Source organism: Egibacteraceae bacterium (genome assembly GCA_040905805.1).
Classification (GTDB): Bacteria; Actinomycetota; Nitriliruptoria; order Euzebyales; family Egibacteraceae; genus DATLGH01.
In genome coordinates this window covers 86923-110225 of sequence record JBBDQS010000093.1, presented here as the reverse complement: position 1 = coordinate 110225, position 23303 = coordinate 86923, and the positions used below count along the sequence as shown (strand labels likewise).

General features: G+C 73.1%; 23 protein-coding genes. 10 read left to right on the top strand and 13 right to left on the bottom strand.

Annotated features, from left to right (window positions below; genetic code table 11):
• The first annotated feature begins 26 nt into the window (after positions 1-26).
• A complete protein-coding gene (locus tag WD250_10580) occupies positions 27-200 on the top strand; it encodes a hypothetical protein (protein ID MEX2620655.1) in 174 nt (57 codons plus the stop codon).
• Between the two features lie 11 nt (positions 201-211).
• Here WD250_10580 and WD250_10575 read toward each other — a convergent pair whose 3' ends face one another.
• The 6 genes from WD250_10575 to WD250_10550 are packed head-to-tail and all read right to left on the bottom strand — an operon-like array spanning position 212 to position 6965.
• Entirely contained in the window at positions 212-826 is a 615-nt protein-coding gene (locus tag WD250_10575) for a DUF3105 domain-containing protein (GenBank protein ID MEX2620654.1), read from the bottom strand.
• 59 nt (positions 827-885) lie between these two features.
• Positions 886-1338 carry a GatB/YqeY domain-containing protein gene (locus WD250_10570; GenBank protein ID MEX2620653.1) on the bottom strand — a complete coding sequence of 151 codons (453 nt, stop codon included), beginning with the start codon at positions 1336-1338 and terminating at the stop codon, positions 886-888.
• 9 nt (positions 1339-1347) lie between these two features.
• Positions 1348-2337, bottom strand: a complete 990-nt coding sequence (locus WD250_10565) for an NAD(P)-dependent oxidoreductase (protein MEX2620652.1) — start codon at positions 2335-2337, stop codon at positions 1348-1350.
• 11 nt (positions 2338-2348) lie between these two features.
• Positions 2349-3308: an aldo/keto reductase family protein gene (locus tag WD250_10560; protein ID MEX2620651.1), complete on the bottom strand. Its 960-nt coding sequence runs from the start codon at positions 3306-3308 to the stop codon at positions 2349-2351.
• Positions 3309-3342: 34 nt separating this feature from the next.
• The gene (locus WD250_10555; GenBank protein MEX2620650.1) at positions 3343-5484 is read right to left on the bottom strand and encodes a prolyl oligopeptidase family serine peptidase; all 2142 of its coding nucleotides are present in this window, start codon (positions 5482-5484) and stop codon (positions 3343-3345) included.
• Positions 5481-6965 carry a hypothetical protein gene (locus tag WD250_10550; GenBank protein ID MEX2620649.1) on the bottom strand — a complete coding sequence of 495 codons (1485 nt, stop codon included), beginning with the start codon at positions 6963-6965 and terminating at the stop codon, positions 5481-5483. Before WD250_10550 ends, WD250_10555 begins: the two co-directional genes overlap by 4 nt.
• Positions 6966-7152: 187 nt before the next feature.
• Between WD250_10550 and WD250_10545 the strand changes: the two genes are divergently transcribed.
• A complete protein-coding gene (locus WD250_10545) occupies positions 7153-7401 on the top strand; it encodes a hypothetical protein (GenBank protein ID MEX2620648.1) in 249 nt (82 codons plus the stop codon).
• Positions 7398-7655 (top strand): hypothetical protein, encoded by a 258-nt coding sequence (locus WD250_10540; protein MEX2620647.1) that lies wholly within the window; start codon positions 7398-7400, stop codon positions 7653-7655. The genes WD250_10545 and WD250_10540 overlap by 4 nt, the downstream gene beginning before the upstream one ends.
• Before the next feature lies 1 nt (position 7656).
• Here WD250_10540 and WD250_10535 read toward each other — a convergent pair whose 3' ends face one another.
• Entirely contained in the window at positions 7657-8160 is a 504-nt protein-coding gene (locus WD250_10535) for a LysM peptidoglycan-binding domain-containing protein (protein ID MEX2620646.1), read from the bottom strand.
• Positions 8161-8208: 48 nt separating this feature from the next.
• On the opposite strand from WD250_10535, the gene WD250_10530 reads away from it, so the two are divergent.
• Both WD250_10530 and WD250_10525 read left to right on the top strand, forming a co-directional pair.
• The gene (locus WD250_10530) at positions 8209-8940 is read left to right on the top strand and encodes a hypothetical protein (protein MEX2620645.1); all 732 of its coding nucleotides are present in this window, start codon (positions 8209-8211) and stop codon (positions 8938-8940) included.
• 160 nt (positions 8941-9100) lie between these two features.
• Positions 9101-9994 carry a hypothetical protein gene (locus WD250_10525; GenBank protein ID MEX2620644.1) on the top strand — a complete coding sequence of 298 codons (894 nt, stop codon included), beginning with the start codon at positions 9101-9103 and terminating at the stop codon, positions 9992-9994.
• Between the two features lie 10 nt (positions 9995-10004).
• On the opposite strand, the gene WD250_10520 is transcribed toward WD250_10525, so the two are convergent.
• Both WD250_10520 and WD250_10515 read right to left on the bottom strand, forming a co-directional pair.
• On the bottom strand, positions 10005-11642 hold the full coding sequence (locus tag WD250_10520; protein ID MEX2620643.1) for a cation:proton antiporter: 1638 nt from the start codon (positions 11640-11642) through the stop codon (positions 10005-10007).
• Between the two features lie 20 nt (positions 11643-11662).
• On the bottom strand, positions 11663-14440 hold the full coding sequence (locus WD250_10515; GenBank protein MEX2620642.1) for an aconitate hydratase: 2778 nt from the start codon (positions 14438-14440) through the stop codon (positions 11663-11665).
• Between the two features lie 197 nt (positions 14441-14637).
• Between WD250_10515 and ppc the strand changes: the two genes are divergently transcribed.
• The 3 genes from ppc to WD250_10500 all read left to right on the top strand — a co-directional run bounded on the left by ppc (position 14638) and on the right by WD250_10500 (position 18857).
• Positions 14638-17370, top strand: coding sequence for a phosphoenolpyruvate carboxylase (ppc, locus tag WD250_10510; protein ID MEX2620641.1), 2733 nt, complete (start codon positions 14638-14640; stop codon positions 17368-17370).
• 81 nt (positions 17371-17451) lie between these two features.
• A complete protein-coding gene (locus WD250_10505) occupies positions 17452-17982 on the top strand; it encodes a sigma-70 family RNA polymerase sigma factor (GenBank protein ID MEX2620640.1) in 531 nt (176 codons plus the stop codon).
• Complete coding sequence (locus WD250_10500; protein MEX2620639.1) at positions 17979-18857, top strand: hypothetical protein; 879 nt, start codon at positions 17979-17981, stop codon at positions 18855-18857. Before WD250_10505 ends, WD250_10500 begins: the two co-directional genes overlap by 4 nt.
• A gap of 6 nt (positions 18858-18863) precedes the next feature.
• Here WD250_10500 and WD250_10495 read toward each other — a convergent pair whose 3' ends face one another.
• Positions 18864-19247 (bottom strand): hypothetical protein, encoded by a 384-nt coding sequence (locus tag WD250_10495; protein MEX2620638.1) that lies wholly within the window; start codon positions 19245-19247, stop codon positions 18864-18866.
• Between the two features lie 74 nt (positions 19248-19321).
• Here WD250_10495 and WD250_10490 point away from each other — a divergent pair, with 74 nt between their 5' ends.
• Positions 19322-20077, top strand: a complete 756-nt coding sequence (locus WD250_10490; protein MEX2620637.1) for an SDR family oxidoreductase — start codon at positions 19322-19324, stop codon at positions 20075-20077.
• Positions 20078-20086: 9 nt separating this feature from the next.
• Here WD250_10490 and WD250_10485 read toward each other — a convergent pair whose 3' ends face one another.
• Genes WD250_10485 through WD250_10475 form a run of 3 tightly spaced genes read right to left on the bottom strand, consistent with a single transcriptional unit; the run spans position 20087 to position 22007 of the window.
• Positions 20087-20527, bottom strand: coding sequence for an SRPBCC family protein (locus tag WD250_10485; protein ID MEX2620636.1), 441 nt, complete (start codon positions 20525-20527; stop codon positions 20087-20089).
• On the bottom strand, positions 20524-21246 hold the full coding sequence (locus WD250_10480) for an ion transporter (GenBank protein MEX2620635.1): 723 nt from the start codon (positions 21244-21246) through the stop codon (positions 20524-20526). Before WD250_10480 ends, WD250_10485 begins: the two co-directional genes overlap by 4 nt.
• Entirely contained in the window at positions 21243-22007 is a 765-nt protein-coding gene (locus WD250_10475) for an alpha/beta fold hydrolase (protein ID MEX2620634.1), read from the bottom strand. Before WD250_10475 ends, WD250_10480 begins: the two co-directional genes overlap by 4 nt.
• A gap of 74 nt (positions 22008-22081) precedes the next feature.
• On the opposite strand from WD250_10475, the gene WD250_10470 reads away from it, so the two are divergent.
• On the top strand, positions 22082-23188 hold the full coding sequence (locus WD250_10470) for an aminotransferase class V-fold PLP-dependent enzyme (GenBank protein MEX2620633.1): 1107 nt from the start codon (positions 22082-22084) through the stop codon (positions 23186-23188).
• Positions 23189-23303 lie beyond the last annotated feature (115 nt).

The window sequence follows — 23303 nt, the reverse complement described above, 5'->3', positions numbered from 1 at the left end:
CATAAGGCGCGCCAGGCATCCAGGTCATGAGCCTCGGCGGATGGCAGCTCGTCGCCGAGGACACCGACCTGTCCGAGTACGTGACCGACCTGGAGGCGCGCATGGACGCCGCGCCCGACGAGCTGCCCGAGCCGTCGGTCAGCGGCGACGAGCTCGCCGCCGACTTCGAGCGCTACCTGCGCGACCGCGACGACGGGTAAGGCGCGGGGGCTCAGTGCGTCCCGGGGGTGTCCACCTCCTCGTCGGCGTGCTCCGCCACGAACGTGTCGAGCACGGTGAGGGCGAGCCCCTCGCAGCGCTGCAGGGTCTGCCACGCCGTGAACGCCACGTACCCGGGCTCCAGCTGGTCGTAGGGTGTCACCGCGACCCGCCCGGGGTAGCGCTCCCGGACGTGCTCCTCCAGCTCGGTGCGCGTCTGCTCGTCGAGGTCGTGGTAGGCCACGACCACGCCGCCGGCCTCCAGCACGCTGACCTGGCGGGGCTCGGGGAGCGGGTCGTCGGGTCCGTGCACCGCGATGGTGAACGCGCCGGAGGCGTGCCACCCCGAGGTCGGGGGCACCGACGTGTAGGGCGCGGGCGGCTCCCGGTCGCCGATCAGGTGCCCGCCGGGCGACGGGGCGGGGGACTCCACGGGGCTGCACGAGGCGATGGTCACCGCCTCCCCGCCCGGTGCCGGCTCCTCGCCGGTGCCCTCGTCGCCGACCGCGTCGTCCGTGAGGGTCGGCGTCGGTGTCGGGGTCGGGGTCGGCGGGTCGGTTGCGGACTGCGGCTCGGGCGCCTCGCCGCTGCACGCGGCGAGTGCGAGCGCGACCACCAGCGTGGGCACCGGCACGAACCTGCGGTGGCGGCGGCCCCGCTCCGCGCGACCGTCCCGGGCGGGCCGGGTCATGCCTGCAGGCGCGCCCGGACCAGCGCGCTGACCTGCTTGCCGTCGGCGCGGCCCTTGACCTGCGGCATGACCGCGCTCATGACCTGGCCGAGGTCGCCCATCCCGTCGGCGCCGGTGGTCGCGATGGCCTCGTCCACGATGGCGTGCAGCTCGGCCTCGTCGAGGGGCTCGGGCAGGTAGCGGCGGATCACCGCCAGCTCCGCGTGCTCCTTTGCGGCCTGCTCCGCGCGTCCGGCCCCCTCGAAGGCCTCGGCCGCCTCGGCGCGCTTCTTGGCTTCGCGGCCGAGCAGCTCGACGGTCTGCTCGTCGGTCAGGTCACCGGACTGGCCCGCGGCCACACGGGCGTTGCGGATGGCGGCCACGACGCCGCGCAACGCCGCGGTCGTGGCGGTGTCACGGGCCTTCATGGCGGCGGTGAGGTCGGACTGGATCTGCTCGGTCAGGGCCATCAGGGCATGCTAACCCGCATCGCCGACGTCGTCCTCTGGCGGGCGGGGCAGCAGACCCGTCTCGGCCAGCCACTCGGTGGTGCGCTCCATGCCCTCCTCCAGGCTGACCTGTGGCGACCAGCCGAGCACCCGCCCGGCCTTGGCGATCGAGTAGGTGCCCGGGTGGCTGACGTACTCGATGCTGCGCGACGACAGCGGCGGGTGCCAGCCGACCGCCCGCGACACCAGCCCGAGCGGGCCGGCGACCGCTGCGGCGGCCACGGGGTGCAGGCCCCGCAGGCGCACGCCGAGGACGTCGGCGTACGCCCCGAAGTAGTCGGCGGTGGGCACACCGTGGCCGCCCGTGATGTGGAAGACCTCCCCGACGCCGCGGTCGGCCAGCGCCGCGGTGAGACCACCGTCCACCGCGTCATCGACGTAGGTGGGCGACAGGACTCCCGAGCCGCCGTCGAGCAGCACGAACAGGCCGCGGCGCATGAGCTCGACGGGGCGGACGGTCCACATCTGGCTGTGCGGGCCGTACACCTCGCCGAGCCGCACGACGGTGACCGGGACGCGTCCGGCGGCCGCGGCCAGCAGCGCCTGGTGCTCGGCCGCGACGGTGGTGTCGGTGTAGGGGCTGCCCGTCATGTGCACCGGGCCCGTCTCGTCGACCCCGTCGGGGAACGCGCGGCCGTGCACGACCGTCGCGGACAGGTGCAGGACCCGCCCGACCTCGGCCCGGGCCGCCTCCTCCAGGACGGTGCGGGTCCCCTCGACGTTGACCCGCCAGAACTGGGCGGGGTCCCCGCTCTCGGTGGTCACGGCGGCGGCGTGCACGACGAGATCGGCGCCGACCAGCACGTCGCGCCAGGCCCCCGGCCGTGACACGTCGCCCACGGTCACCCCGGGGCCGGGCCGCACGTCGACGCCGCGCACCGCCCACCCGCGGGCGAGCAGCGCCTGGCGGAACCCCCTGCCGAGGAGGCCGGCGGCGCCGGTGATGACCACGGTGGGCATCGGCGCAGCCCCTAGGTCTCGGCCACCGGGGCCAGGACCTCGTCCACCGTGGCCAGCAGCCCGGCGTCCAGATCCAGGTCGCCGGCAGCGACGTTGTCGTCCACGTGCCCGGTCTTTGTGGCCCCCACGATCGCGCTCGACACGGTCTGGCGGGCGAGGACCCACGCGAGCGCGAGCTGCGCCACCGAACAGCCGGCATCGGCCGCCACGGGTCGCAGGCGCCCGACCGCGTCCAGGACCTCCTGGGTGAGGTAGCGGGTCATGAACCGCGCGTCGGCGCCGGCCGCCCGGCTGTCCTCCGGCACGTCGTCGACGGTGGTGTACTTGCCCGTCAGCACGCCCATCGCGAGCGGTGACCACACGACGTTGCCGAGGCCGAGCTCGGCGCAGGTCGGCAGCACCCGCCGCTCGGGTGCGCGCCACAGGGCGGAGTACTGCGGCTGGTTGCTGACCGGGTCGGCCCAGCCGTGCGCCCGGCACACCGACACCGCGTGGGCGATCTGGTCCGCCGACCACTCCGAGGTCCCCCAGTAGAGGATGTCGCCGCGCCGGATGAGGTCGTCGAACGCCCGGCACGTCTCTTCCAGCGGCGTCCCGGCGTCGTAGCGGTGGCACTGGTACAGGTCGACGTAGTCGACCCCCAGTCGGCGCAGGGAGGCGTGCGCCTGCTCCATGATGTGCTTGCGGGACAGCCCGCGGTCGTTGGGTCCCTCGCCCATGGGGAAGAAGACCTTGGTCGCCAGCACGTAGGACGCGCGGGGGTAGCCGGCGAGGGCGGCCCCCACGACCTCCTCCGCCCGGCCCTTGGCGTAGGCGTTGGCGGTGTCGAAGAAGTTCACCCCGAGCTCGTAGGCGCGTGCGACGCAGGCCGTCGCGATGTCCTCCTCGACCGAGCCGCCGAAGGTGAGCCACGAGCCCAGACCGACCGTGGACACCTTGACGCCCCAGCGGCCGAGCGTGCGGTACTGCATGCGGGTCTCCTCGACTGGAGGGTGAGCCGACAGCCTATGGCAGGGGGTCGTCGCACAGCCGCGGCAGGTCCAGAGCGTCGCGGAGGAAGGCGAGCTGCAGCCACAGCAGGTTCTCCGCGACGGTCTCCTGGGGGGTCATGTGGGTCACCCCGGCCAGCGGGAGGACCTGGTGCGGGTACGCGTGCCCCAGCAGGAGCGCGGACAGGCGCAGGGTGTGGGCGGCCACGACGTTGTCGTCGGCCAGGCCGTGGATCAGCAGCAGCGGACGCGGCCGGTGGGGGTCCGCTTCGAGCAGCGAGCTGGCCCGGTAGGCTGCCGGGTTCGCCTGCGGCGTGCCGAGGTAGCGCTCGGTGTAGTGGGTGTCGTAGAGCGACCAGTCCGTCACGGGTGCCCCCGCGACGGCCGCGTGGAAGACGTCCGGCCGGCGCAGCACCGCCGCTGCGGCCAGGTACCCCCCGAAGGACCAGCCGCGGATGGCGACGGCGCCGAGGTCGAGCGGGTGCTCCGCGGCCGCGGCGTGCAGGGCGTCGACCTGGTCGTCGAGGGGGGCCGAAGCGAGGTCGCCAGCGACCGCACGCTCCCACGCGGGCCCGCGGCCCGGGCTGCCCCGACCGTCAACGACGAGCACCGCGAAGCCGGCCTCGGCGAACCACTGCGGCACCGCGAACCCGTCGTGCTGCTGGGTCACGCGCTGGGCGTGGGGCCCCCCGTACGGGTCGAGCAGCACCGGCAGCCGCTCGTCGGCATCCCGGCTGCCCGAGGGCAGGAGGAGGGCGGCGCGCAGCTTGCGTGGGCCCAAGGTCAGCATGCGCGGTCGCGGGGTGATCCCGGGCACCTGCGCCAGCGAGCGGATCTCGACCTCCCCGGCGGGGGAGCGCACGACCGTGCGGACCCCCGGCCGGTGCAGGTCGCGGGACGTCAGCACGGTGGTGGGGCCGTGCACCTGCGCGCTGTGCACGCCCTCCGCCGGTGAGCAGCGGGTCGGTTGCCCCCCGTCGAGCGGGATCCGCCACACCGCCGCAGCGGTGGGGTCAGCGGTGGAGCCCACCACCGTCGCGGCGTCGTCGTCGGCGTGCACCACGGTGCGCACCTGGAGGCCGGGCGGGCTGAGCGCCGTGCCGTCGACGGCCAGGCGACGCGTGTCGTCGGTGTCCATCGTGTGGACCAGTCGCCCGCCCGGCGTCCACCGCGGGACCCCGGGGACGAGCTCCAGCCAGTCCGGGTCGTCGTCCTCACGGACCACGCGGGTGGCACCGGACGCCGGGTCGGCGACGAGCACCCGCATGGTGCGCTGGTCGCGCGACTGCACGCACAGGGTCAGGGGCGCCTGGTCGCTCCAGCGAACCGACGCCAGGTAGGGGAAGCGCTCGGCATCCCAGCCCACGCGCACCTGCGCCCCGTGGAGGTCCACCACGGACAGGGCGACGTCGGCGTTGGCGGTCCCCGCCGCGGGATAGGCGACCGTCCGCGGTGCGCTGGCCGGGTCCGCGGGGTCGGTGATGTGCCACCGGGCGACGGGGGCGGTGTCGACGCGTGCCACCGCCAGGCGCTGCCCGTCCGGAGCCCACCAGTAGCCGCGGGTGCGGCCCATCTCCTCCGCGGCGATGAAGTCGGCCAGCCCCCATGACACCTGGTCCTCGCCGGGTGCCGGGGCCGCGAGCACCCGCCCGGGGCCCTGTGCGACGTCAGCCACGTGCAGTGCGGCCCCCGAGACGTAGGCGACGCGGCGGCCGGTGGGGTCCGGGCGCGGGTCGACGACCCTGTCCGTGCACGGATGCGGGGTGGTGGTGCCGTCCAGGAGGCGGCAGACGTGGAGGCGTCCGGACAGCGCGAACGCGGCAACCTCCACGGCGCGGTCCGTGGCGTACGCGACGATGCCGCCGGCGGCCTCGCGGGCCCGTTCGCGACGCGCCCGCTCCTCGGCCGGCAGCCGGTCGGCGTCCCCGGTCGCGCCACCGAGGACCGCCGGGTCGGCCACACAGGTCTCCCGCCCCGTCGCGGTGTCGAACACCCAGAGCCCCAGGAGGGGGTCGTCCCCAGCGCGCGACCGCAGGAAGACGATGCGGGAGCCGGTGGGGCCCACGGTGACCGACCGGGGCTGACCGAGGGTGAAGCGCCGGGTGCGTGCATGCTGGCGGGGGAATCCCACGGCCTCCTGACGGAGACCGGGGGTCACGCCCCGCCCGCCGCGGTGCCCGGCGCCGGTGCGTCGGCCGCCGGGGGCTGCGGCGCAGGGGCCGGGGTGTCGGGGACCTCCCATCCGGGCGCGCCGTCGCCGGTCGGGGCGTCGGCGGGAGCATCGGTGGGCGTGTCGGGGACCTCCCAGCCGGGGGCGCCGTCGCCGGTCGGGGCGTCGGGGACGTCCGCGGCGGCGTTGGCTGGGGCGTCGGCTGGGGCGTCGGGCACCTGCCAGCCGGGGGCCTCGCCCGCTTCGGGCTCTGACACGGCCGGCTGCGGGGCGCCGTCGGCGGGGCGACGGGGGCACCGGCGCTCGTGGCCGGGGCGCACCCAGGTCCAGGCCTGGCAGAAGGCGCACCGCGTGCCGTCCTTCACGATCGGGTTGCCCTGCAACGCGGCGGGCAGCGTCACGTCCAGACCGGCGCACACGAAGCTCTCGAACGCCTTCTCGGCGAGCTGGCGGTTGGTGGCCGCGATCTCGTCGAGCTGGGCCTGCGGGTCGATGGCCGCGCCGTCGGCGACGAGCAGGCTGATGAGCACCCCCGACTCCGGGCGGGTGAGGTCGAGGCCCTCCACGGAGTGCGACCGCAGCGGTCCCGGCAGCGCCAGGTCCACCCCGCGCTCCCGCCAGGCGTACCACCGGGTGAGGCCCGCGGCCCGGTCGCGGGCGGTGGTCTCCTCCACGTCGTGGGCGATCCGCTCGTGGAGACGGTCGCCGTGGCCGTGGTCACGTGCCCAGGCCATCACCGCGCCGATCTCCGGGCTGCCGAGATCGACGCGATCGATCAGCGCCTCCACCCGCTCGGGGTAGCTGGCATGCGCCATGGCAAGGGTGCCCACGGTCGCCGGGAGCCGGTCCACGTGGCTGGCCAGCATGGCTTCGATCGGCGGGGGCAGCGGGCCCTCCTGGCGGGTGGCGGCGGCCTCGGCGAGCCAGCGCTCGCTCGGTTCCTCAGGCAGGGGGATCGCGGCGTCGGGCTCCTTGTGCAGGAGGGCGCTGGCCACGGCCGGCCGCGCGCCGACGGCGGCGGGGTTCTCCATCAGCACCTCGCGCAGCCACTGCCAGATGAGGCCCTCGGCGTCGGTGACGTCGGCTGCGACCCGTTCCGCCCGTCCCATGAGCCCGAGCTGCGACGCCCTGACCAGCGCCTGCTGGCCCTTCGCCAGCGCGGCGGGACGCTCCGCCAGGACAGGTTTGCACTCCGCGGGGCGCGCGATGAACAGCTGCCAGAGCGCGAACAGGTCCCGGTAGCGGCCCGTGGCGGCGGAGGCGATGAAGTGGCGGGCCAGCGCTGCCGGGCCGAGCAGTGCCCCGGCGGTCACCGGGGGCAGGTCGGTGATCAGGTTCTCGCGGAGCTTGCGAGACAGTCGGGAGAGCTGCGGGTCGGGCTCCAGGACGTAGCGGAGCGCCTTCTCGTTGGTGTCCCCGATGCGGCGGATGATGTCTTGGGGGCGGACGGTGGGGGCGGACTGAGCCATCGGGCGTCCTCCTGCGGCGGCGTTCTCGGCACGTCGCGGTCGAGACCTGGTCCCATGGGGTGGTATCACCGCACGGGGGTCGTCTGCCGGTCGGGGAAAGGATAGCGGCTTGTCGGGGGGTCAGGCGGTCGGGATGTCTTCTCGCATGCCAGTGACCAAGCATCAGTGATGTAGGATATACAGCATCATGCGCACAACTCTGACCATCGACGATGACGTGGCGGCCCTGGTGGAGCGGGAGCGTCAGCGCACCGGCGAGACGCTGCGGCAGATGACCAACCGCCTGCTCCGCCAGGGTCTGCAGCGGGGACGTGCTCAGCGGACGCCAGTGGTGCTCCCGACGTTGCCAGGCCGACCCCGCACCGACATCACCGACACCTCCGCGGTGCTGGCCGAGGCCGACGACGACCATGCCGCGGCCAAGGGCACGTATTGAGCCTGCTGCTGGACGCGAACCTCGCCGTCTACGCCGCGATGCCGGCCATGGACGAGCACGAGATCGCCGTCGCCTGGTTGCGGGCGCGCTACGAGGACACCACGGAGCTCGTCGCCACGCCAGGGCTCACCTCCAACGACGTCCCCGACGTGCAGCTTGCCGCACTGGCAATCGAGCACGGGCTGACCCTGTGCACCCACGACCACGGGTTCGCGCGCTTCGCCCGCCTTTCCTGGACCGATCCCCTCGGGTGACCTAGCAGTCGGGGCAGGGCGGGATCTCCAGCTCCTGGCCGACCTGCAGGACGTTGTCGCTGTCGATCCCGTTGGCCTCGGAGATGAGGTCGTGGCGGTTGCCGTCGCCGTAGAACTCCTGGGCGATGCTGCGCAGGTTGTCGTTCGCCTGGACGGTGTAGGTCTGGGTGCCTTCGGCGGACGCGGTGGTGTCCGACGTGGGCTCCTCGGCGGTCCCGTCGTCCGCCGTACCCTCCGCGGTCTCCCCCTCCTCGCCGGCGGCAGGGTCGGTCGGCGGGGCACCGCCGGAGAGGGCCTCGAGCTCCTGCCGCAGCTGCTCGTTGTCCTCCACGTACTCCTGCACCTGCCGGTTGGCCTCCTCCAGGTCCTCCTCGGGCACGCCGGAGGCACAGGCACGCCCGAGGACGAAGGTGAAGAGGAGGGCGACGCCGAAGATAGCAACCCGGCCCCAGAGGACCCGGCCGCCGGCGTCGTAGTCGTAGTCGAGGTCGTCGTCGCGGCTCATGACGGCACAGTATCGCCCAAAGTGGCCTCGAGGCCATACGCTTCCCGCATGCTCGACCGTGAATGGATCTCGATCCTCAACCCCGAGGACTCCCGCGACCGCTACGTGTTCGACGTCAGCTTTCTGCTGTCGACGTACGAATGCATCTACGGGGCGGGGTGTCCCGGGACGGACCCCGAGAAGGGTCCGTCCTTCGGCTGCTGCACCGTGGGCGCGCACTACGTCGGCGAGGACGACCGCGCCATGGTGGAGTCGACGGTGGAGCTGCTCGGGCCCGAGTACCTCCAGCACTACGCGGAGGCCACCCGTCGCGGCGTGTCCGCCGCCGTGCCCGGCGAGGAGCACGGCCGCACCCGCGTCGTGCGCGGGGGGTGCATCTTCCTGAACCGCGAGGGCTGGCACCGGGGCCCCGGGTGCGCGCTGCACCAGTTCGCGATGGAGCGCGGCGAGCACCACATGACCCACAAGCCCGAGGTCTGCTGGGTCGTGCCGCTGCGCCGCGAGATCGCCGACATCGTCGACGACGACGGCGAGGATGCATGGATCACCACGATCACCTCCTACGACCGCGGCGCCTGGGGTCCGGGGGGCGCGGACTTCGCCTGGTGGTGCATCGACGAGGCCGAGGCCTACACCGGGCGGGCGCCCGTCTACCAGTCCCTCGGGGCCGAGCTGCGGGCCATGACCAGCGACGCCGTCTACGACGAGCTGGCCGCCTACCTCGACGATCGGCGGACCCGGGCCCGCAAGCCCCTGCCGATGGTCGTTCGCCGCCGCTGAGGTCGACCACCGCGGCCAGATCGACGACGAGGCGGGCACGGTGTGCGGGAAGGCCGTTTCGGCGGGCTCGGTGTACATTGTCGTCCGGCGGGGGGCGGAGATGCGGAAGGCGGCCCGTGCGGAGCCCTGGGGTGCCGACCGCCTGAGGGAAGGAAACACCATGCGAACACGGCAATCGAACGTGCCCACGCGGACTCGGGGGCTGGTGGCCGTCACGGTCGCCATCCTGATCGCCTTCCCGGCCGGGGTGTGGGCCGCCGACGGGTTCGGGGACGTGCCTGCCAGCAACACCCACCACGACGCCATCAACGCCATCCGGGACGCGGGCATCACGCTGGGCTGCGCCGCAGGCGCGTACTGCCCGGGAGACTCGGTCCGCCGAGACCAGATGGCCTCCTTCATGGACCGCCTGGGTGCGCTGTCCGGACAGGACCCGGTGGTGAACGCCCTGACCGCCGAAACCGCTGACCAGGCGACCACCGCGGACAACGCCACGACTGCGGACAACGCCACGACTGCGGACAACGCCACGACTGCGGACAACGCGACCAACGCGACCAACGCGGACAGCGCGACGAACGCGGCGAACGCCGACGACGCCGACGCGCTTCAGGGACTGGGGCCGACGCAGCTGTCGCCGGTCTCGGTCGTCACTGGATCCACCGCCGATGTCGGGGCGACCGACACCTTCGAAGCGCTTCCTGACGCGACGACGGAGATCACCGTCCCCGCGGGTCACCAAGCCCTCATCCTGACGCGCTTCACCGCCGAGTCCGCCTGCTCCGGGGGGGCCCTCAGCGAATGGTGCTCCGTCCGCATCTTGGTCGATGGAACCGAGGCGAATCCCGCAGTGGGGGACGACTTCGCGTTCGACTCCACCAACGCCGGCAACGAGACCGGCAGCAGCTGGGAATCCCATGCCATCGAGCGGTCCATCGGGCCCCTGCCGGCAGGCACCTACACGGTCACGGTCGAGCGGGCGGTCACCGACCCGGCCGTCACCTTCCGCCTGGACGACTGGCACCTCGTGGCCGAGGCACGGTTGACCTCGTAACCGGCTCGGGTCAGGGCGGTGACTGCATCAGGGCGGTGACGGCGTCCCTCGCGGCGTCGGCGAACGGTCGCAGGACCACGTCGGCGCCGGCGCGCTCCATGATGGCGGCGTCGCCCTCGGCCAGGGCGGTCACCGCCACCCGGCCCGCGAAGCGGTGCTCGTCCAGGGCTTGGACCAGGGCCAGGTTGGTGTCGAGGTCGCGCACCGAGGAGATCACCCACTGCGCGTCGTCGAGGGGAAGCAGGGCCGTGGCGTCGGGGTCGTGGGCGTCGCCGTAGACGACCTGCACGCCGCGCTCACGCCACATGCGCAGGGCCTGGGGGTCGAAGTCCATCCCGGCGGGGGTGTGGCCGGCCTCGCGCAGCGCGGCGACGAGGTTGCTGCCGTACCGGCCGAGGCCGATCACGATCACGTCGGGCGGCGGGCCCTCGCCCTCCATGGCGAGGTGCACCTCGCGGGCGTCGCTGCGCTCGAAGACGCGGAGGAGCGGAGCCAGCCGATCGTAGAGCCACGCGGAGTTCGAGATCAGGTAGGTCGACAGGGTGATCGTGATGATGCCGACAGCGGTGACGAGCCCGACCGTCTCCCCGCCGATGTGGCCGAGGCCGAAGCCGAGCGCGATGAGGATGAGCGAGAACTCGCTGATCTGCGCGACGGTCAGCCCGGCGCGGAACGACACGCGCGTCCGGTAGCGCATCACCCCCATGATGATCATGACGATGATCGGGTTGCCGACCAGCACGAAAATCGACAGCACAACGGCTGCGGTGAGCTGGTCGCCGGCCTGGGAGAAGTCCAGCTGGATGCCCAGAGTGATGAAGAAGAACAGCAGCAGGAAGTCGCGCAGCGTGACCAGCCGGGCCCCGAGCGCGTCGCGGTAGGGGGTGGACGCGAGCGACACCCCCGCGACGAACGCGCCGACCTCCTCGGTGAAGCCCAGCAGGTCCCCGACGGTGGCCAGCAGCACCGCCCACGCGATGGCGAACAGCACGAGCAGCTCGGGGGAGCGGGCCAGGTAGTGCAGCAGCGGTGGCAGGATCCAGCGGGCCAGGATCATGATGCCGCCGACGAACGCGGCGCCCCGCATGATCACACCGACCGCTTGGGCGGCGAGCCCGCCCTCGGCGTCGCCGGCGAAGCCGCTCAGCGCGATCATGACGAGCACGACCACGATGTCCTGGACGATCAGGAAGCCGATCGCGATCCGTCCGTGGATGTCGTCGATCTCGCCCTTGTCGCTCAGCAGCTTCACGATGATGACGGTGCTGGAGAAGGTGAGCGCGACCGCCACGTACAGCGCGGTGACCGTCGCCATGCCGAGCCATAGCGCCAACAAGAACCCGATCGCGGACGTGAACAGCACCTGGCCGAGGCCCGTGGCAAGGGCGACCGGACCGACCACCCGCACCAGACGCAGGTCGAGCTTCAGGCCCACCACGAACAGCAGCAGCGCGATCCCGATGGTGGCGAGCAGCTCGACCTCGGGGGTCTCGTCGACCACGCCCAGACCGGTCGGGCCGACGAGGATGCCCGCGCCGATGAAACCCACGATGAGTGGCTGGTGCAGGAGCCGTGCGATCACCCCGATGACCGCGCACACCGCGAGCAGCGCCGCGACCTGCTGAAAGACGCTTTCGAGCTCGATCATCGACTACCCGGCGCCCCGGCCTAGGTCGCGAGGAGCTGGCGCAGCACGTAGGACAGGATGCCGCCGTGGCGGAAGTAGTCCCCCTCGCGGGGGGTGTCGATGCGCACAGCGGCGGTGAACTCCAGGCCGTCGGCGTGGACCGTCACCTCGTCGGGCAGCGCCGTGGCGCCGGCGAGGCCGGTGATGGCGAACGTCTCGTGACCGGTCAGCCCCAGTGACGCGATCGACTGCCCTTCCGCCAGCTGCAGTGGCAGGATGCCCATGCCGATCAGGTTCGAGCGGTGGATGCGCTCGTAGCTCTCCGCGATGACCGCCCGGATGCCGAGCAGGGCCGGTCCCTTGGCCGCCCAGTCACGGGACGACCCCGAGCCGTACTCGGCGCCGGCGAGCGCGACGAGGGGCGTCCCCGCCTCCTGGTAGCGCATGGCCGCGTCGTAGATGCTGGTCTGCTCGCCCGACGGCAGATGCACCGTCACGCCCCCCTCCGTGCCGGGGGCGAGCTGGTTGCGCAGGCGGATGTTGGCGAACGTGCCGCGGGCCATCACCTCGTGGTTGCCGCGGCGCGACCCGTAGGAGTTGAACTGGGCGGGCGGCACGCCCTTGTCCTGCAGGTACCGACCGGCGGGGCTGTCCTTCGCGATCGCGCCGGCCGGGGAGATGTGGTCGGTGGTCACGCTGTCGCCCAGGAGCACCAGGGCGCGTGCGTCGGTGATGTCCTCGACCGGGGGCGGCTGCGGCGCCAGGTCGTCGAAGAAGCTCGGCCGGCGCACGTAGGTCGACTCCGGGTCCCAGGCGAAGCGCTCGCCCGCCGGGATGTCCAGGCCGCGCCAGTTGTCGTCGCCCCGGTACACGTCGGCGTAGCGGGCGGCGAACATCTCGGAGGTGACCGCCTCCTCGACGGTGGCGACGATGTCGGCTCCGGAGGGCCACACGTCGCGCAGGTACACCGGCTGGCCGTCGGGGTCGTGGCCGAGGGGGTCGTGGTAGAGGTCGACGTCCATCGACCCCGCCAGCGCGTAGGCCACGACCAGCGGGGGGGAGGCGAGGTAGTTCAGCTTGCAGTCGGGGTTGATGCGACCCTCGAAGTTGCGGTTGCCCGACAGGACCGACGCGACCGTGAGGTCGTGCTCGGCGATGGCCTCGGAGAACTTCGGATCCAGGGGCCCGGAGTTGCCGATGCAGGTCGTGCAGCCGTAGCCGACGAGGTGGAAGCCGAGCTTCTCCAGGAACGGCGTCAGCCCTGCGCGCTCGTAGTAGTCGGTCACCACCTGCGAGCCGGGCGCGAGCGAGGTCTTGACCCACGGCTTCGCAGTGAGGCCCCGCTCGACCGCGTTGCGCGCGAGCAGGCCGGCGGCCAGCATCACGGAGGGGTTGGACGTGTTCGTGCACGAGGTGATCGCGGCGATGACGACGTGGCCGTGGTTGAGCTCGACGGTGGCGCCCTCCGACGTCGTCACCGGTACGGGCGGGCCGAAGACCGGCGCCGTGCGGTCGTCGGGAGCCTCGGTGAGATGGGGATGCGGGTGCTCGGCGGGGGCGGGCGGGTCGCTGGCGGGGAAGGACTCCTCGACGGCTTCGTCGAGCCCGTCGTCCATCAGGGGGACCCAGCGCTGCAGGGATGTGCGGAACGACTGCGGCGCCTCGTCGAGCGGCACCCGATCCTGCGGGCGGGTCGGCCCCGCAAGGCTCGGGACCACCGTCGAGAGGTCGAGCTCCAGGGTGTCGGTGTACACCGGGGTCGCCGCAGGGTCGTGGAAGAGCCCCTGCTCCTTGGCGTAGGCCTCCACCAGCGCCACCTGCGCGGGGTCGCGACCCGTGAAGGTGAGGTAGCGCAGCGTCTCGTCGTCGATCGGGAAGATCGCGCAGGTCGACCCGTACTCCGGGGACATGTTGCCGATCGTGGCGCGGTTCGCCAGCGGTACGCTCGCGACGCCCGGCCCGTAGAACTCGACGAACTTGCCGACCACGCCGTGCCGGCGCAGCAGCTCGGTCACCGTCAGCACGAGGTCGGTGGCGGTCGCGCCCTCGGGCAGCTCGCCTGACAGGCGGAACCCGATCACCTGGGGGATCAGCATGGAGATCGGCTGGCCGAGCATCGCCGCCTCGGCCTCGATCCCGCCCACCCCCCACCCGAGGACGCCGAGCCCGTTGACCATGGGCGTGTGCGAGTCGGTGCCCACGAGCGTGTCAGGGTAGGCGGCCGGGCCGTTCGGCCCGTCGGCATCGGCCACGACGACCCGGGCCAGGTACTCGAGGTTGACCTGGTGGACGATGCCGGTGTTGGGCGGCACGACGTCCAGTCGTTGGAAGGCGTCCTGCCCCCAACGCAGGAAGGCGTAGCGCTCGCGGTTGCGGGCGAACTCCAGCTCGGCGTTGCGACGGAACGCCTCGGGGACCCCCGCGACGTCGGCGACGATCGAGTGGTCGATGACGAGCTCGGCGGGCAGGCGCGGCTCGATGGCGGCGGGGTCGCCGCCCAGGGCGGCCATCGCGTCGCGCATGGCGGCCAGGTCGACGATGGCGGGGACCCCGGTGAAGTCCTGCAGGAGCACCCGTGCTGGCGTGAACTGCGTCTCCCGGGAGGGTGGGGCGGTCGGGTCCCAGTTCACGATCGCGGCGACGTCATCGGCAGTCACCGCCACGCCGTCCTCGTGACGCAGCAGGTTCTCCGCCAGGATGCGCAGGGAGAACGGCAGGTGGTGCACGTCGCCGGCAGCCTCCAAGGCGTCGAGCCGGTGGATCTCGAAGGACCGGTCACCGACCGTGAGGGTCGAGCGGGCACCGAAGCTGTCGGCCATGTGGGGTCTCCTTGCTCGGTCGACCGCGGAGGGTCGGTCCGCGGGGGTGGCGGTCCGGACCGCCGCTATCAAACCGTAGGTATCGCGAACCGCGCACCTCTTACACCGCTGACCGTATAGGCTCGGGCCGTCCGCACGGGCGGTTCCCCCGGTGGAGCGGTGGAAGAGAGGCGACACAGGGCGAGGAGATACCGGCGATGGTCGAGGCCAGCGAGAGCGGAGACATCCGGCTGCGGGCGGACATCCGCCGGCTGGCGAGCCTGCTGGGTGAGACCCTGGTCCGCCAGCACGGTGAGGAGCTGCTGGAGCTGGTCGAGCAGGTCCGGCTGCTCGGCAAGGCGGCGCTGGCCTCGCCCGAGGCCGGCGGGCAGCTGCAGGACCTGCTGGAGACCATCGACCTCGACCGGGCGATCGCCCTCGCGCGCGCGTTCACCACGTACTTCCACCTCGCCAACATCGCCGAGCAGACCCACCGCATCGGCGAGCTGGCGGAGAAGGAAGCCGACGAGAGCTCCCTCGCTGCGGCCGTCGAGCGCATCGGCGCCGCCGACCTGGCGCCCGCCGAGATCAGCGGGGTGCTGGCACGACTGGAGCTGCGTCCGGTGTTCACCGCGCACCCGACGGAGGCGTCGCGTCGCTCGGTGCTGACCAAGCTGCAGCGGGTGGCCGACCTGCTCGCCGTCCGCAACGACCCCCGGGCCCCGCCCCAGGAGATCGAGCGCGTGGACCGGCGCCTGGACGAGATCATCGAGCTGCTGTGGCAGACCGACGAGCTGCGCATGGACCGCCCCGAGCCCGTCGACGAGGCGGGGGCGGTGCTCTACTACTTCGACGAGCTGTTCTCGGCGGTCATCCCCGACCTGTTCGACGACGTCACCACCTGTCTGGCCAACCTCGGCGTCGACCTGCCCCCCGACGCGGTGCCGATCCGGTTCGGCACCTGGGTGGGCGGCGACCGCGACGGCAACCCCTACATCACGCCCACCGTGACCCGCCAGGTGCTGCGGGTGCAGGTCGACCACGCCCTGCGCAACCTGCTCGCCGCGGTGGAGCAGCTCGCCGGCCAGCTGTCCTCCTCGGTGCGGGTCATCGGCGTGACCTCGGAGCTGGAGCGCAGCCTGAGCGACGACCGGCGCCGGCTCGGGCACATCTACGACCGCTACGTGCGACTCAACCGTGAGGAGCCCTACCGGCTGAAGTGCGCCTACATCACCGAGCGGCTGCGCAACACGCGGACCCGCGTCATGGAGGACCGGCCCCCCGGCTCCGAGGAGTACGCCGACGCGGAGGACCTGCTGGCCGAGCTGCGGCTCATGTACGAGTCCCTGCTGGCCAACCGGGGCACGCGCATCGCCCGTGGTCCGGTGGCGCGGGTCATGCGCCTGGTCGCGGCCTTCCGGCTGTTTCTCGCCACGATGGACATCCGCGAGCACTCCGCGGTCCACCACGCCGCCCTCGCGTCGCTGTACGACAACATCAGCTTGCGCCCGTCGTACGGGAAGATGGACCGGGAGGCGCGCACCGCGGTGCTCACGGAGGAGCTCTGGGGTCGTCGGCCGCTGACCAGCCCGATGAGCTCCCTGGAGCCCGGCGCCGAACGGGCGCTCGCAACCTTCCGGGTCGTGGCCGAGGCCCTCGACCGCTACGGCAAGGGGGTGGTCGAGTCCTACATCGTGTCGATGACCAACGGCGTCGATGACGTGCTCGCGGCGACGGTGCTGGCTCGGGAGGTCGGCTTGGTCGACCTCCACGCCGGCGTCGCGCGGATCGGGTTCGTCCCGCTGCTGGAGACCCTCGATGCGGTGCGGGGTGCCGGCACGTTCCTGGACGTGCTGTTGAGCAACTCCGCGTACCGCCGGGTTGTGGAGCACCGCGGCCACCTGCAGGAGGTGATGATCGGATACTCCGACTCCTCGAAGGAGGCCGGGATGGTGACGTCCCGGTGGGAGCTGCACCGGGCGCAGCGCCACCTCGTCGAGGTCGCCCGCCGGCACGGGGTGGCGCTGCGGATCTTCCACGGTCGTGGTGGCAGCGTGGGCCGTGGCGGCGGACCCACGCACAAGGCGGTGCTGGCGCAGCCGCCGGGCACCGTCGACGCGCAGATCAAGATCACCGAGCAGGGCGAGGTGATCTCCGACAAGTACGGCCTGCCCGGCCTGGCCCGGCGCAACCTCGATCTGACGCTCGGCGCGACGCTCGAGGCGTCGCTGCTGCACCGCACACTGATCGCTGCGCCCGCCACCCTCGCGCGTTGGGACGAGGCCATGGACGTGGTGTCCGACGCCGCGCACACCGCGTACCGCGGTCTGGTCGACGCGCCGGGCTTCCCGGAGTACTTCCGCACCGCCACGCCGGTGGAGGAGCTCGCGGATCTGAAGATCGGCTCCCGACCCGCGCGCCGCTCCGGGTCCGAGCTGAGCGACCTGCGCGCCATCCCCTGGGTGTTCGGCTGGAACCAGTCGCGCCAGATCGTGCCGGGCTGGTTCGGTCTGGGCTCGGGTCTGGCCGCCGCCCGGGCTGCGGGCCTCGCCGACACCCTGACCGAGATGCACGCCGAGTGGCGGTTCTTCAAGATGCTCCTGTCCGACGCCCAGATGGTGCTGGCCAAGGTCGACCTGGAGATCGCTGGGCGCTACGTCCAGCGGCTGGTGCCCCCGGCGCTGCGGCCGCTGTTCGACGTCGTGGTCGCCGAGCACGAGCGCACGCTGACCGAGCTGCTCGCGGTCACCGGCGAGCGCGAGCTGCTCGAGCACCAGCCGGTGCTGCGTCGCACCCTGGCCGTGCGCGACACCTACCTCGCTCCGTTGCACTATCTCCAGGTGGCCCTGCTGGCCCGCGTCCGAGCGGTCGAGGAGCCCGACCTCCAGCTGCGGCGCGCGCTCCTGGTCACGCTCAACGGGACCGCCGCCGGGCTGCGCAACACCGGGTGAGCGAGGCGGTGCTCGGGCCGGCCCCGGGTACCCTGGGCGCACGGACTAAACCACCCCGGTGGGGGTGTGCGTCCTACGGGTATGGACACGGCCTCTGCGGTGCGGGCGGAAAGGGCGGTGGGCGTGGACGCGTTCGCCGACTTCTACACCGGCAACTACCGGGACGTGACGGGGCTCGTCTACACGCTGACGGGGTCGTGGGCCGTGGCCGAGGACATCGCGCAGGAGGCGTTCGTCCGCGCCTACCGCGACTGGCTGCGCGTCGGCGGTTTCGAGCGGCCCCACAGCTGGGTGCGTACGGTCGCCGTCAACCTGGCGACCTCCCGGGGACGTCGACTCGCGGCGGAGGCCCGGGCGCTGGCCCGCCTCCGCAGTCGTCGCCCCGCTGAGGCGGCGGTCCTGCCCGAGGACACGGAGGCGTTCTGGGACGCGGTGCGGCGCCTGCCGCGCCGCCAGGCGCAGGCGGTGGCGCTGCGCTACCACAGCGACCTGTCGGTGGCGGAGATCGCGGAGGTCATGGGGTGCGCCGAGGGCACGGTGAAGGCGCACCTGCACGCTGGGCGGCGATCGCTGGCCGCCGAGCTGGGCGACGGGGAGGAGCTCGGACGATGACCGGTCTTGACGAGCGCGCCCGACGCGCAGCCGCGGCGGTCCGGGCCCGGACCGCCGACCTGCCCTCCGACGACGGACTGGAGGCGGTGGTCCGCCGCGGCCGACGGCCGCGCCCCACCACCGTCCTGGCGATGCTGCTCATCGTCGCGCTGGCCGTGCCTGGGGCCGGGTGGCTTCGGGACCTGACCGAGACCCGGGTGGAGCTCGAGTCGCCCGCGGCCACGCCCACGCCCGAGTCGGGGGCCGAGGACGACGAGGAGCCGCGAGACCGCGACGACGAGACGGAGCCGCCCGCCCCGGCGCCGCCCGTCGAGCCCGGGGCCGAGGGTGGGGTCGAGCGCGAGACACCGACCGCGCCCTCGCCCTCGCCCTCGGCGTCGCCCGCGCCGTCGCCCGTGCTCGGACCCGAGCCGGCCGGCCCCTTCGCCGACCAGGAGGTCACCGGGGGGAACTTCCCCACCGCCGGGGGAGCGCTGGCGCTGCTGACCGACGTGCGGGTCGCCAGCCAACCCGGCTTCGACCGCGTGGTCCTGCAGTTGCAGGGGCCCGACATGCCGAGCTACCGGGTGAGCCAGGCGGACCCGCCGCTGGTGCAGGACGGCAGCGGGGAGTCCGTCGGCGTGGCCGGGGAGGCGTTCCTCGAGGTCCAGCTGACGCCCGCCTCCGGTGTCGACTCGTCCGGCGCGGAGCCGGTGGCCACCTACCAGGGTCCGTCGCGCATCACCGCGGACAGCGCGGTGATCACCGAGGTCGTGCGCACCGGTGATTTCGAGGGCCACCTCACGTGGGTCGTCGGGCTGCGCAGCAAGCAGCCGTTCGCCGTGACCGTCCTTTCCGACCCGCTGCGGCTGGTCGTGGACATCGCCGTGGAGTAGCGACCGTCACCGGCTGACCCGCACCGCCTCGATCGTGTCGATGTGCAGCCTTCGACCCCGGTCCTCGTCGTACTCGAACTCTCCGAGGACCTCGACGGCCGAGCCCGTATGCGGCGCGGCGGCGTCAGCGGGCAGCAGCTGCACCCGGTTCACCTCGGCGTCCTGCAGCACGTAGTGGTGCTCGACCCGATCGTCGCGCGCCCCGAACTCGCGGACGACGCCGCTCGCCACGACGTCCTTGCCGTCGTAGAACTCGCTGTTGACCGCGAGCTCGGTCAGCGAGACCCCCCGGGGACCCCCGCATGCGGAGAGCGCTGCGGTGAGCACGAGCAGGAGCACGCCGAGCGCAGCGCGGGCACCAGGGCCGGAAGCCCGCGGGTGGGAGGTCATGGGCGTCAGGGTAGCCCTGCGCCGCGACGGAGGCACTACGCTGGCCGCTCCGCCGCGACCAGGGAGCACGATCCATGCAGCTACACGGGAAGGTGGCCGTGGTCACCGGTGCGTCGAGCGGCATCGGCGAGCACACCGCCCGCGTCCTGGCCGACGCCGGCATGGTGGTCGTCGCCGTGGCCCGCCGGGCCGAGCGCCTGCGCGTCCTCGCCGCTGCCGCCGAGGGCATCGAGGCGTACCCCGCTGACGTCACCGACGACGACCAGGTGCTCGCCCTGGCCGCGCACGTGGGAGACCAGCACGGTGCCGTGCACGTGCTCGTCAACAACGCCGGCGCCAATCTCGGCACGGCGTTCTCGTCCTGGGAGGACGTCGCCGTCGTCACGGCCACCATGGACCTCAACTTCACCGGCGCGGTCCGGTGCATGGGGGCGTTCGCCGAGCTGCTCGCCGCCTCGGCCCCGAGCCGGGTGATCAACGTCGGGTCCGTCGCCGGCAAGCTCGCGGCGGGCGAGCCGGCGTACACCGCATCGAAGTTCGCCCTCGTGGGGTTCACCGAGGCCATGCACGACGAGTGGGCGCCCAGAGGCGTGACCGTCAGCTCGCTCAACCCGGGGTTCATCCGCACCGAGGGCTTCCGCCAGGAGCGTTTCGCCGGGACGCCGCTTGACCGCCTGGTCGGCAACCCCCGCACGGTCGCCGAGGCGATCGCCGAGACGGCGCGCAGCGGCGCGCGCGAGCGTACCGTCCCCCGGTGGTACCGGCCGGCCGTCGTGGTGCGCCACGTGGCCGCGCCGCTCTACTGGTCGGGAATCCGCCTGCTGCGCTGACGGGGACGGTCAGCGCGCCCGGGCGGCCAGGTCGAGGGCCGAGCGGGTCCACCGGTCGAAGCGCCGGCGCAACGCGGGCGCTTCCAGGATGCGGGCCTGAAGGCGCTGCCGGGCGCCCGTGGGATGCAGGGCGCCGGCCAGCACCAGCCGCGACCCCGACCGCTCCCGGGCCACGCGGACGCCGAGACCGATCGGCCCATGCGGCGTGTCGGTCGTGACCTCCAGCACGCGGGGACCGACGGTGATCACCCTCCAGAGCCGGGACCGACCGCGGTCGACCACGACCAGCTCGGTCCCGGCGACGACCGGATCGGGCTCGACCCGCGCCACCTCGTGGGCGTCGGTCCATGCCGGCAGGCGCCTGACGTCACCGACGATCGCCCAGACGTCCTCGGGCGGTGCGGTGCCGACGGCGAACAGCTCCACGTGCACGGCCATGGGTCTCCTCATTCAGCCTCCTCGGCCGCGGCGCGCTCGGCCCGGGACTCGATGAAGAACGCCCCCAGGGTGGCGGCGACGGAGGCGAACACCACCACCGAGTAGGCCGCCAGTGCCAGGGCCAGCGTCCGACCCACCAACGTCACCGGCTCGAAGACCAGCGTGCCGGTGAGGGCGAGGTTGGCCGACCACCAGAGTGCGTCACCGAGACTGTCGACACCCTCCGGGCGGGTGCGCTCCAGCAGGTAGAGCAGCTGGGCGCTCGAGAAGGTCGCGATGCCGGTCGCGGCCAGGAGGAAGCCCAGGCGGCCCTGCAGCAGGTTGCGCGCCGTGCCGACCGCCCGGTAGGAGGACCCCAGGACGCGCGCGGCCGGCAGGGCCCGCAGCGCCCGGACCGCCCGTAGGACCCGGAACAAGCGCAGGGCGGGCAGGACCAGGAACAGCACGCTGGGCCAGTGCCGCCGCAGGTGGCGCAGCGGCCGCCCGGACACCGCCAGCTTCACGACGAACTCGACGATGAAGAGGATCCAGATGACGTTGCCGGCCAACGTGAGCTCGTCGCGCAGGGACGCGGGCGCGACGAGGTCGTAGGCGACCAGCGCGGCCCACACCACGGCGAGCACCGCCATGGGGATGTCGAGGCGGTTCTCGATGAGCACGGCCAGGCGCTCGCGGGCACTGGGCTCCGCGTCGGGGTCGCTCCCGATCGTCGGCGGGGTGTCGTCCGTCACGACCCCGGCGTTGTCGCGGTCACGCGGTTGATGAAGGCGACGGTGCGGTCGACGATCTCCTGTGCCTCGACGTCGAGGGTGGCGACGTGGTAGCTGCGCTCCAGCCAGACCTGCTCGACGTCGACGGCGCTGATGCCGTCGAGCACCAGGCGGCTGTTGCCGGTGTCGACGACGTGGTCCTGACGAGAGGTGAAGACCAGGGTCGGGGCCGTGACCGCGCCCAGGTGGTCGCGGACCCGGCGCTGGAACGCCACCACGCTGGCCAGGGCCCGCAGCGGCACCCGGGCGTAGGGCTTCTCGTCAGCGTCCGGCTTGGCGATGTCGTTGCCGACCCCGGGGACCCCCGGCAGCACCCATTTGAGCAGCGGCAGCGCCTTCAGCCGGGGGTCGCCCTCCCGCACGTAGGGGTTGATGAGGACCACCCCCGAAAGGTGCGGCCCGCGGGTCGCGGCCAGGTAGAGCGCCAGCGCGCCGCCCATCGACTGCCCCACCACCACCCGCGCCGTGGTCCGTGCCCGCAGTGCCTCATGGGCCGCCACCGCCTCGCGGGCCCAGTCGTGCCACGTCGTCTTGCCCAGCTCCTGCCAGCGCGTGCCGTGTCCGGGCAGGCGGGGCATCTCGACCGCGAAGCCCCGGTCGGCCAGCGCCTCGGCCAGCGGTCGCGTGCTGGACGGGTTGCCTGTGAAGCCGTGCAGGACGAGCGCCCCGACCTCGCCGCCCTCCGCCGACCAGGCTTCGCACCCGGGCATGACCTGCACCATGTCTGTCTCCTGTCGTGGGGTGGGACGGTAGTGCGCTGGACGGGGACCCGCCACACAGGTCGTACCATGCCGCCATGTTCCCACCTGATCGCATCCTCATGGGCCCCGGCCCGAGCGACGTCCACCCCGCCGTGCGCCAGGCGATGGCCGCGCCGTTGCTCGGCCATCTCGATCCGGACTTCACGCCCCTGCTGGACCAGGTCGGCGAACGCCTGCGAGCGGTGTTCCGCACGGGCAACCGTGTGTGCTTCCCCGTCTCGGGGACCGGCAGCGCGGGGCTCGAGGCGGCCGTGGTCAACCTGGTCGAGCCCGGTGACGCCGTCGTGGTCGGTGTCAACGGGGTCTTCGGGGGCCGCCTGGTGGAGGTGGCCAGACGCGCCGGCGCCGAGGTCCACACCGTCACGGCGCCGTGGGGGCGCATCATCGACCCCGACGAGTTCGTGGCCGCGGTGCAGCGGCACCGGCCCGTGGCGGCCGCGCTGGTGCACGCCGAGACCTCCACGGGCGTGCACCAGCCCGTGGCCGAGATCGGCGCCGCCCTGGCCGACTCGGGGACCCTGCTCGTGCTCGACACCGTCACGAGCCTGGCCGGTGTGGACGTCGACGTCGACGGCTGGTCGGTCGACGTCTGCTACGCGGGGACGCAGAAGTGCCTGTCCGTCCCGCCCGGCCTGGCGCCCATCACGTTCTCCGACGCCGCCGTAAAGCGGGTCCGCAACCGGACGCGTCCCGTGCAGTCGTGGTACCTCGACATCACGCTCATCCTCGGTTACATCGACGCGGCGGGCGGGCGCAGCTACCACCACACGGCGCCGATCTCGATGCTGTACGCCCTGCACGCCGGACTCGGCCTGGTCCTGGAGGAGGGTCTGGCGGCCCGCATCGACCGCCACGCGCGCCTGGGCGCCATGCTCCACACGGGGCTGGAGCGCCTGGGACTGGAGCTGCTCGCCCAGGAGGGCCACCGCCTGCCGCAGCTGACCACCGTGGCGCTGCCCGACGGGGTCGACGAGGCGGCGTGGCGCCGGCGTCTGCTGGACGAGCACGGCATCGAGGTCGGCGGCGGGCTCGGCGACTACGCCGGGCGCGCCTGGCGCATCGGGTTGATGGGCACATCGGCGAGCGAGCGCAACGTGCTGCTGCTGCTCACCGCGCTCGAGCGCCTCCTCGCCGAGGCCTGACCGGGCCCGGCCACCGGCACAGCGGAGCATCGCCTCCGCAAGCACCAGCGATGCCCAGCTCAGCCGGTGAGCGCGCGCTGCAGGAACGACGCCATCTGGGCGCGGGTGACGGGGT

Bases quoted from the DNA above. Each gene is read 5' to 3' on its own strand.
- WD250_10580 (MEX2620655.1), top strand. From the start codon at position 27: ATGAGCCTCGGCGGATGGCAGCTCGTCGCCGAGGACACCGACCTGTCC.
- WD250_10570 (MEX2620653.1), bottom strand. From the start codon at position 1,338: ATGGCCCTGACCGAGCAGATCCAGTCCGACCTCACCGCCGCCATGAAG.
- WD250_10565 (MEX2620652.1), bottom strand. From the start codon at position 2,337: ATGCCCACCGTGGTCATCACCGGCGCCGCCGGCCTCCTCGGCAGGGGG.
- WD250_10560 (MEX2620651.1), bottom strand. From the start codon at position 3,308: ATGCAGTACCGCACGCTCGGCCGCTGGGGCGTCAAGGTGTCCACGGTC.
- WD250_10550 (MEX2620649.1), bottom strand. From the start codon at position 6,965: ATGGCTCAGTCCGCCCCCACCGTCCGCCCCCAAGACATCATCCGCCGC.
- WD250_10545 (MEX2620648.1), top strand. From the start codon at position 7,153: ATGCGCACAACTCTGACCATCGACGATGACGTGGCGGCCCTGGTGGAG.
- WD250_10535 (MEX2620646.1), bottom strand. From the start codon at position 8,160: ATGAGCCGCGACGACGACCTCGACTACGACTACGACGCCGGCGGCCGG.
- WD250_10530 (MEX2620645.1), top strand. From the start codon at position 8,209: ATGCTCGACCGTGAATGGATCTCGATCCTCAACCCCGAGGACTCCCGC.
- WD250_10525 (MEX2620644.1), top strand. From the start codon at position 9,101: ATGCGAACACGGCAATCGAACGTGCCCACGCGGACTCGGGGGCTGGTG.
- WD250_10520 (MEX2620643.1), bottom strand. From the start codon at position 11,642: ATGATCGAGCTCGAAAGCGTCTTTCAGCAGGTCGCGGCGCTGCTCGCG.
- WD250_10515 (MEX2620642.1), bottom strand. From the start codon at position 14,440: ATGGCCGACAGCTTCGGTGCCCGCTCGACCCTCACGGTCGGTGACCGG.
- ppc (MEX2620641.1), top strand. From the start codon at position 14,638: ATGGTCGAGGCCAGCGAGAGCGGAGACATCCGGCTGCGGGCGGACATC.
- WD250_10505 (MEX2620640.1), top strand. From the start codon at position 17,452: ATGGACACGGCCTCTGCGGTGCGGGCGGAAAGGGCGGTGGGCGTGGAC.
- WD250_10500 (MEX2620639.1), top strand. From the start codon at position 17,979: ATGACCGGTCTTGACGAGCGCGCCCGACGCGCAGCCGCGGCGGTCCGG.
- WD250_10495 (MEX2620638.1), bottom strand. From the start codon at position 19,247: ATGACCTCCCACCCGCGGGCTTCCGGCCCTGGTGCCCGCGCTGCGCTC.
- WD250_10490 (MEX2620637.1), top strand. From the start codon at position 19,322: ATGCAGCTACACGGGAAGGTGGCCGTGGTCACCGGTGCGTCGAGCGGC.
- WD250_10485 (MEX2620636.1), bottom strand. From the start codon at position 20,527: ATGAGGAGACCCATGGCCGTGCACGTGGAGCTGTTCGCCGTCGGCACC.
- WD250_10475 (MEX2620634.1), bottom strand. From the start codon at position 22,007: ATGGTGCAGGTCATGCCCGGGTGCGAAGCCTGGTCGGCGGAGGGCGGC.
- WD250_10470 (MEX2620633.1), top strand. From the start codon at position 22,082: ATGTTCCCACCTGATCGCATCCTCATGGGCCCCGGCCCGAGCGACGTC.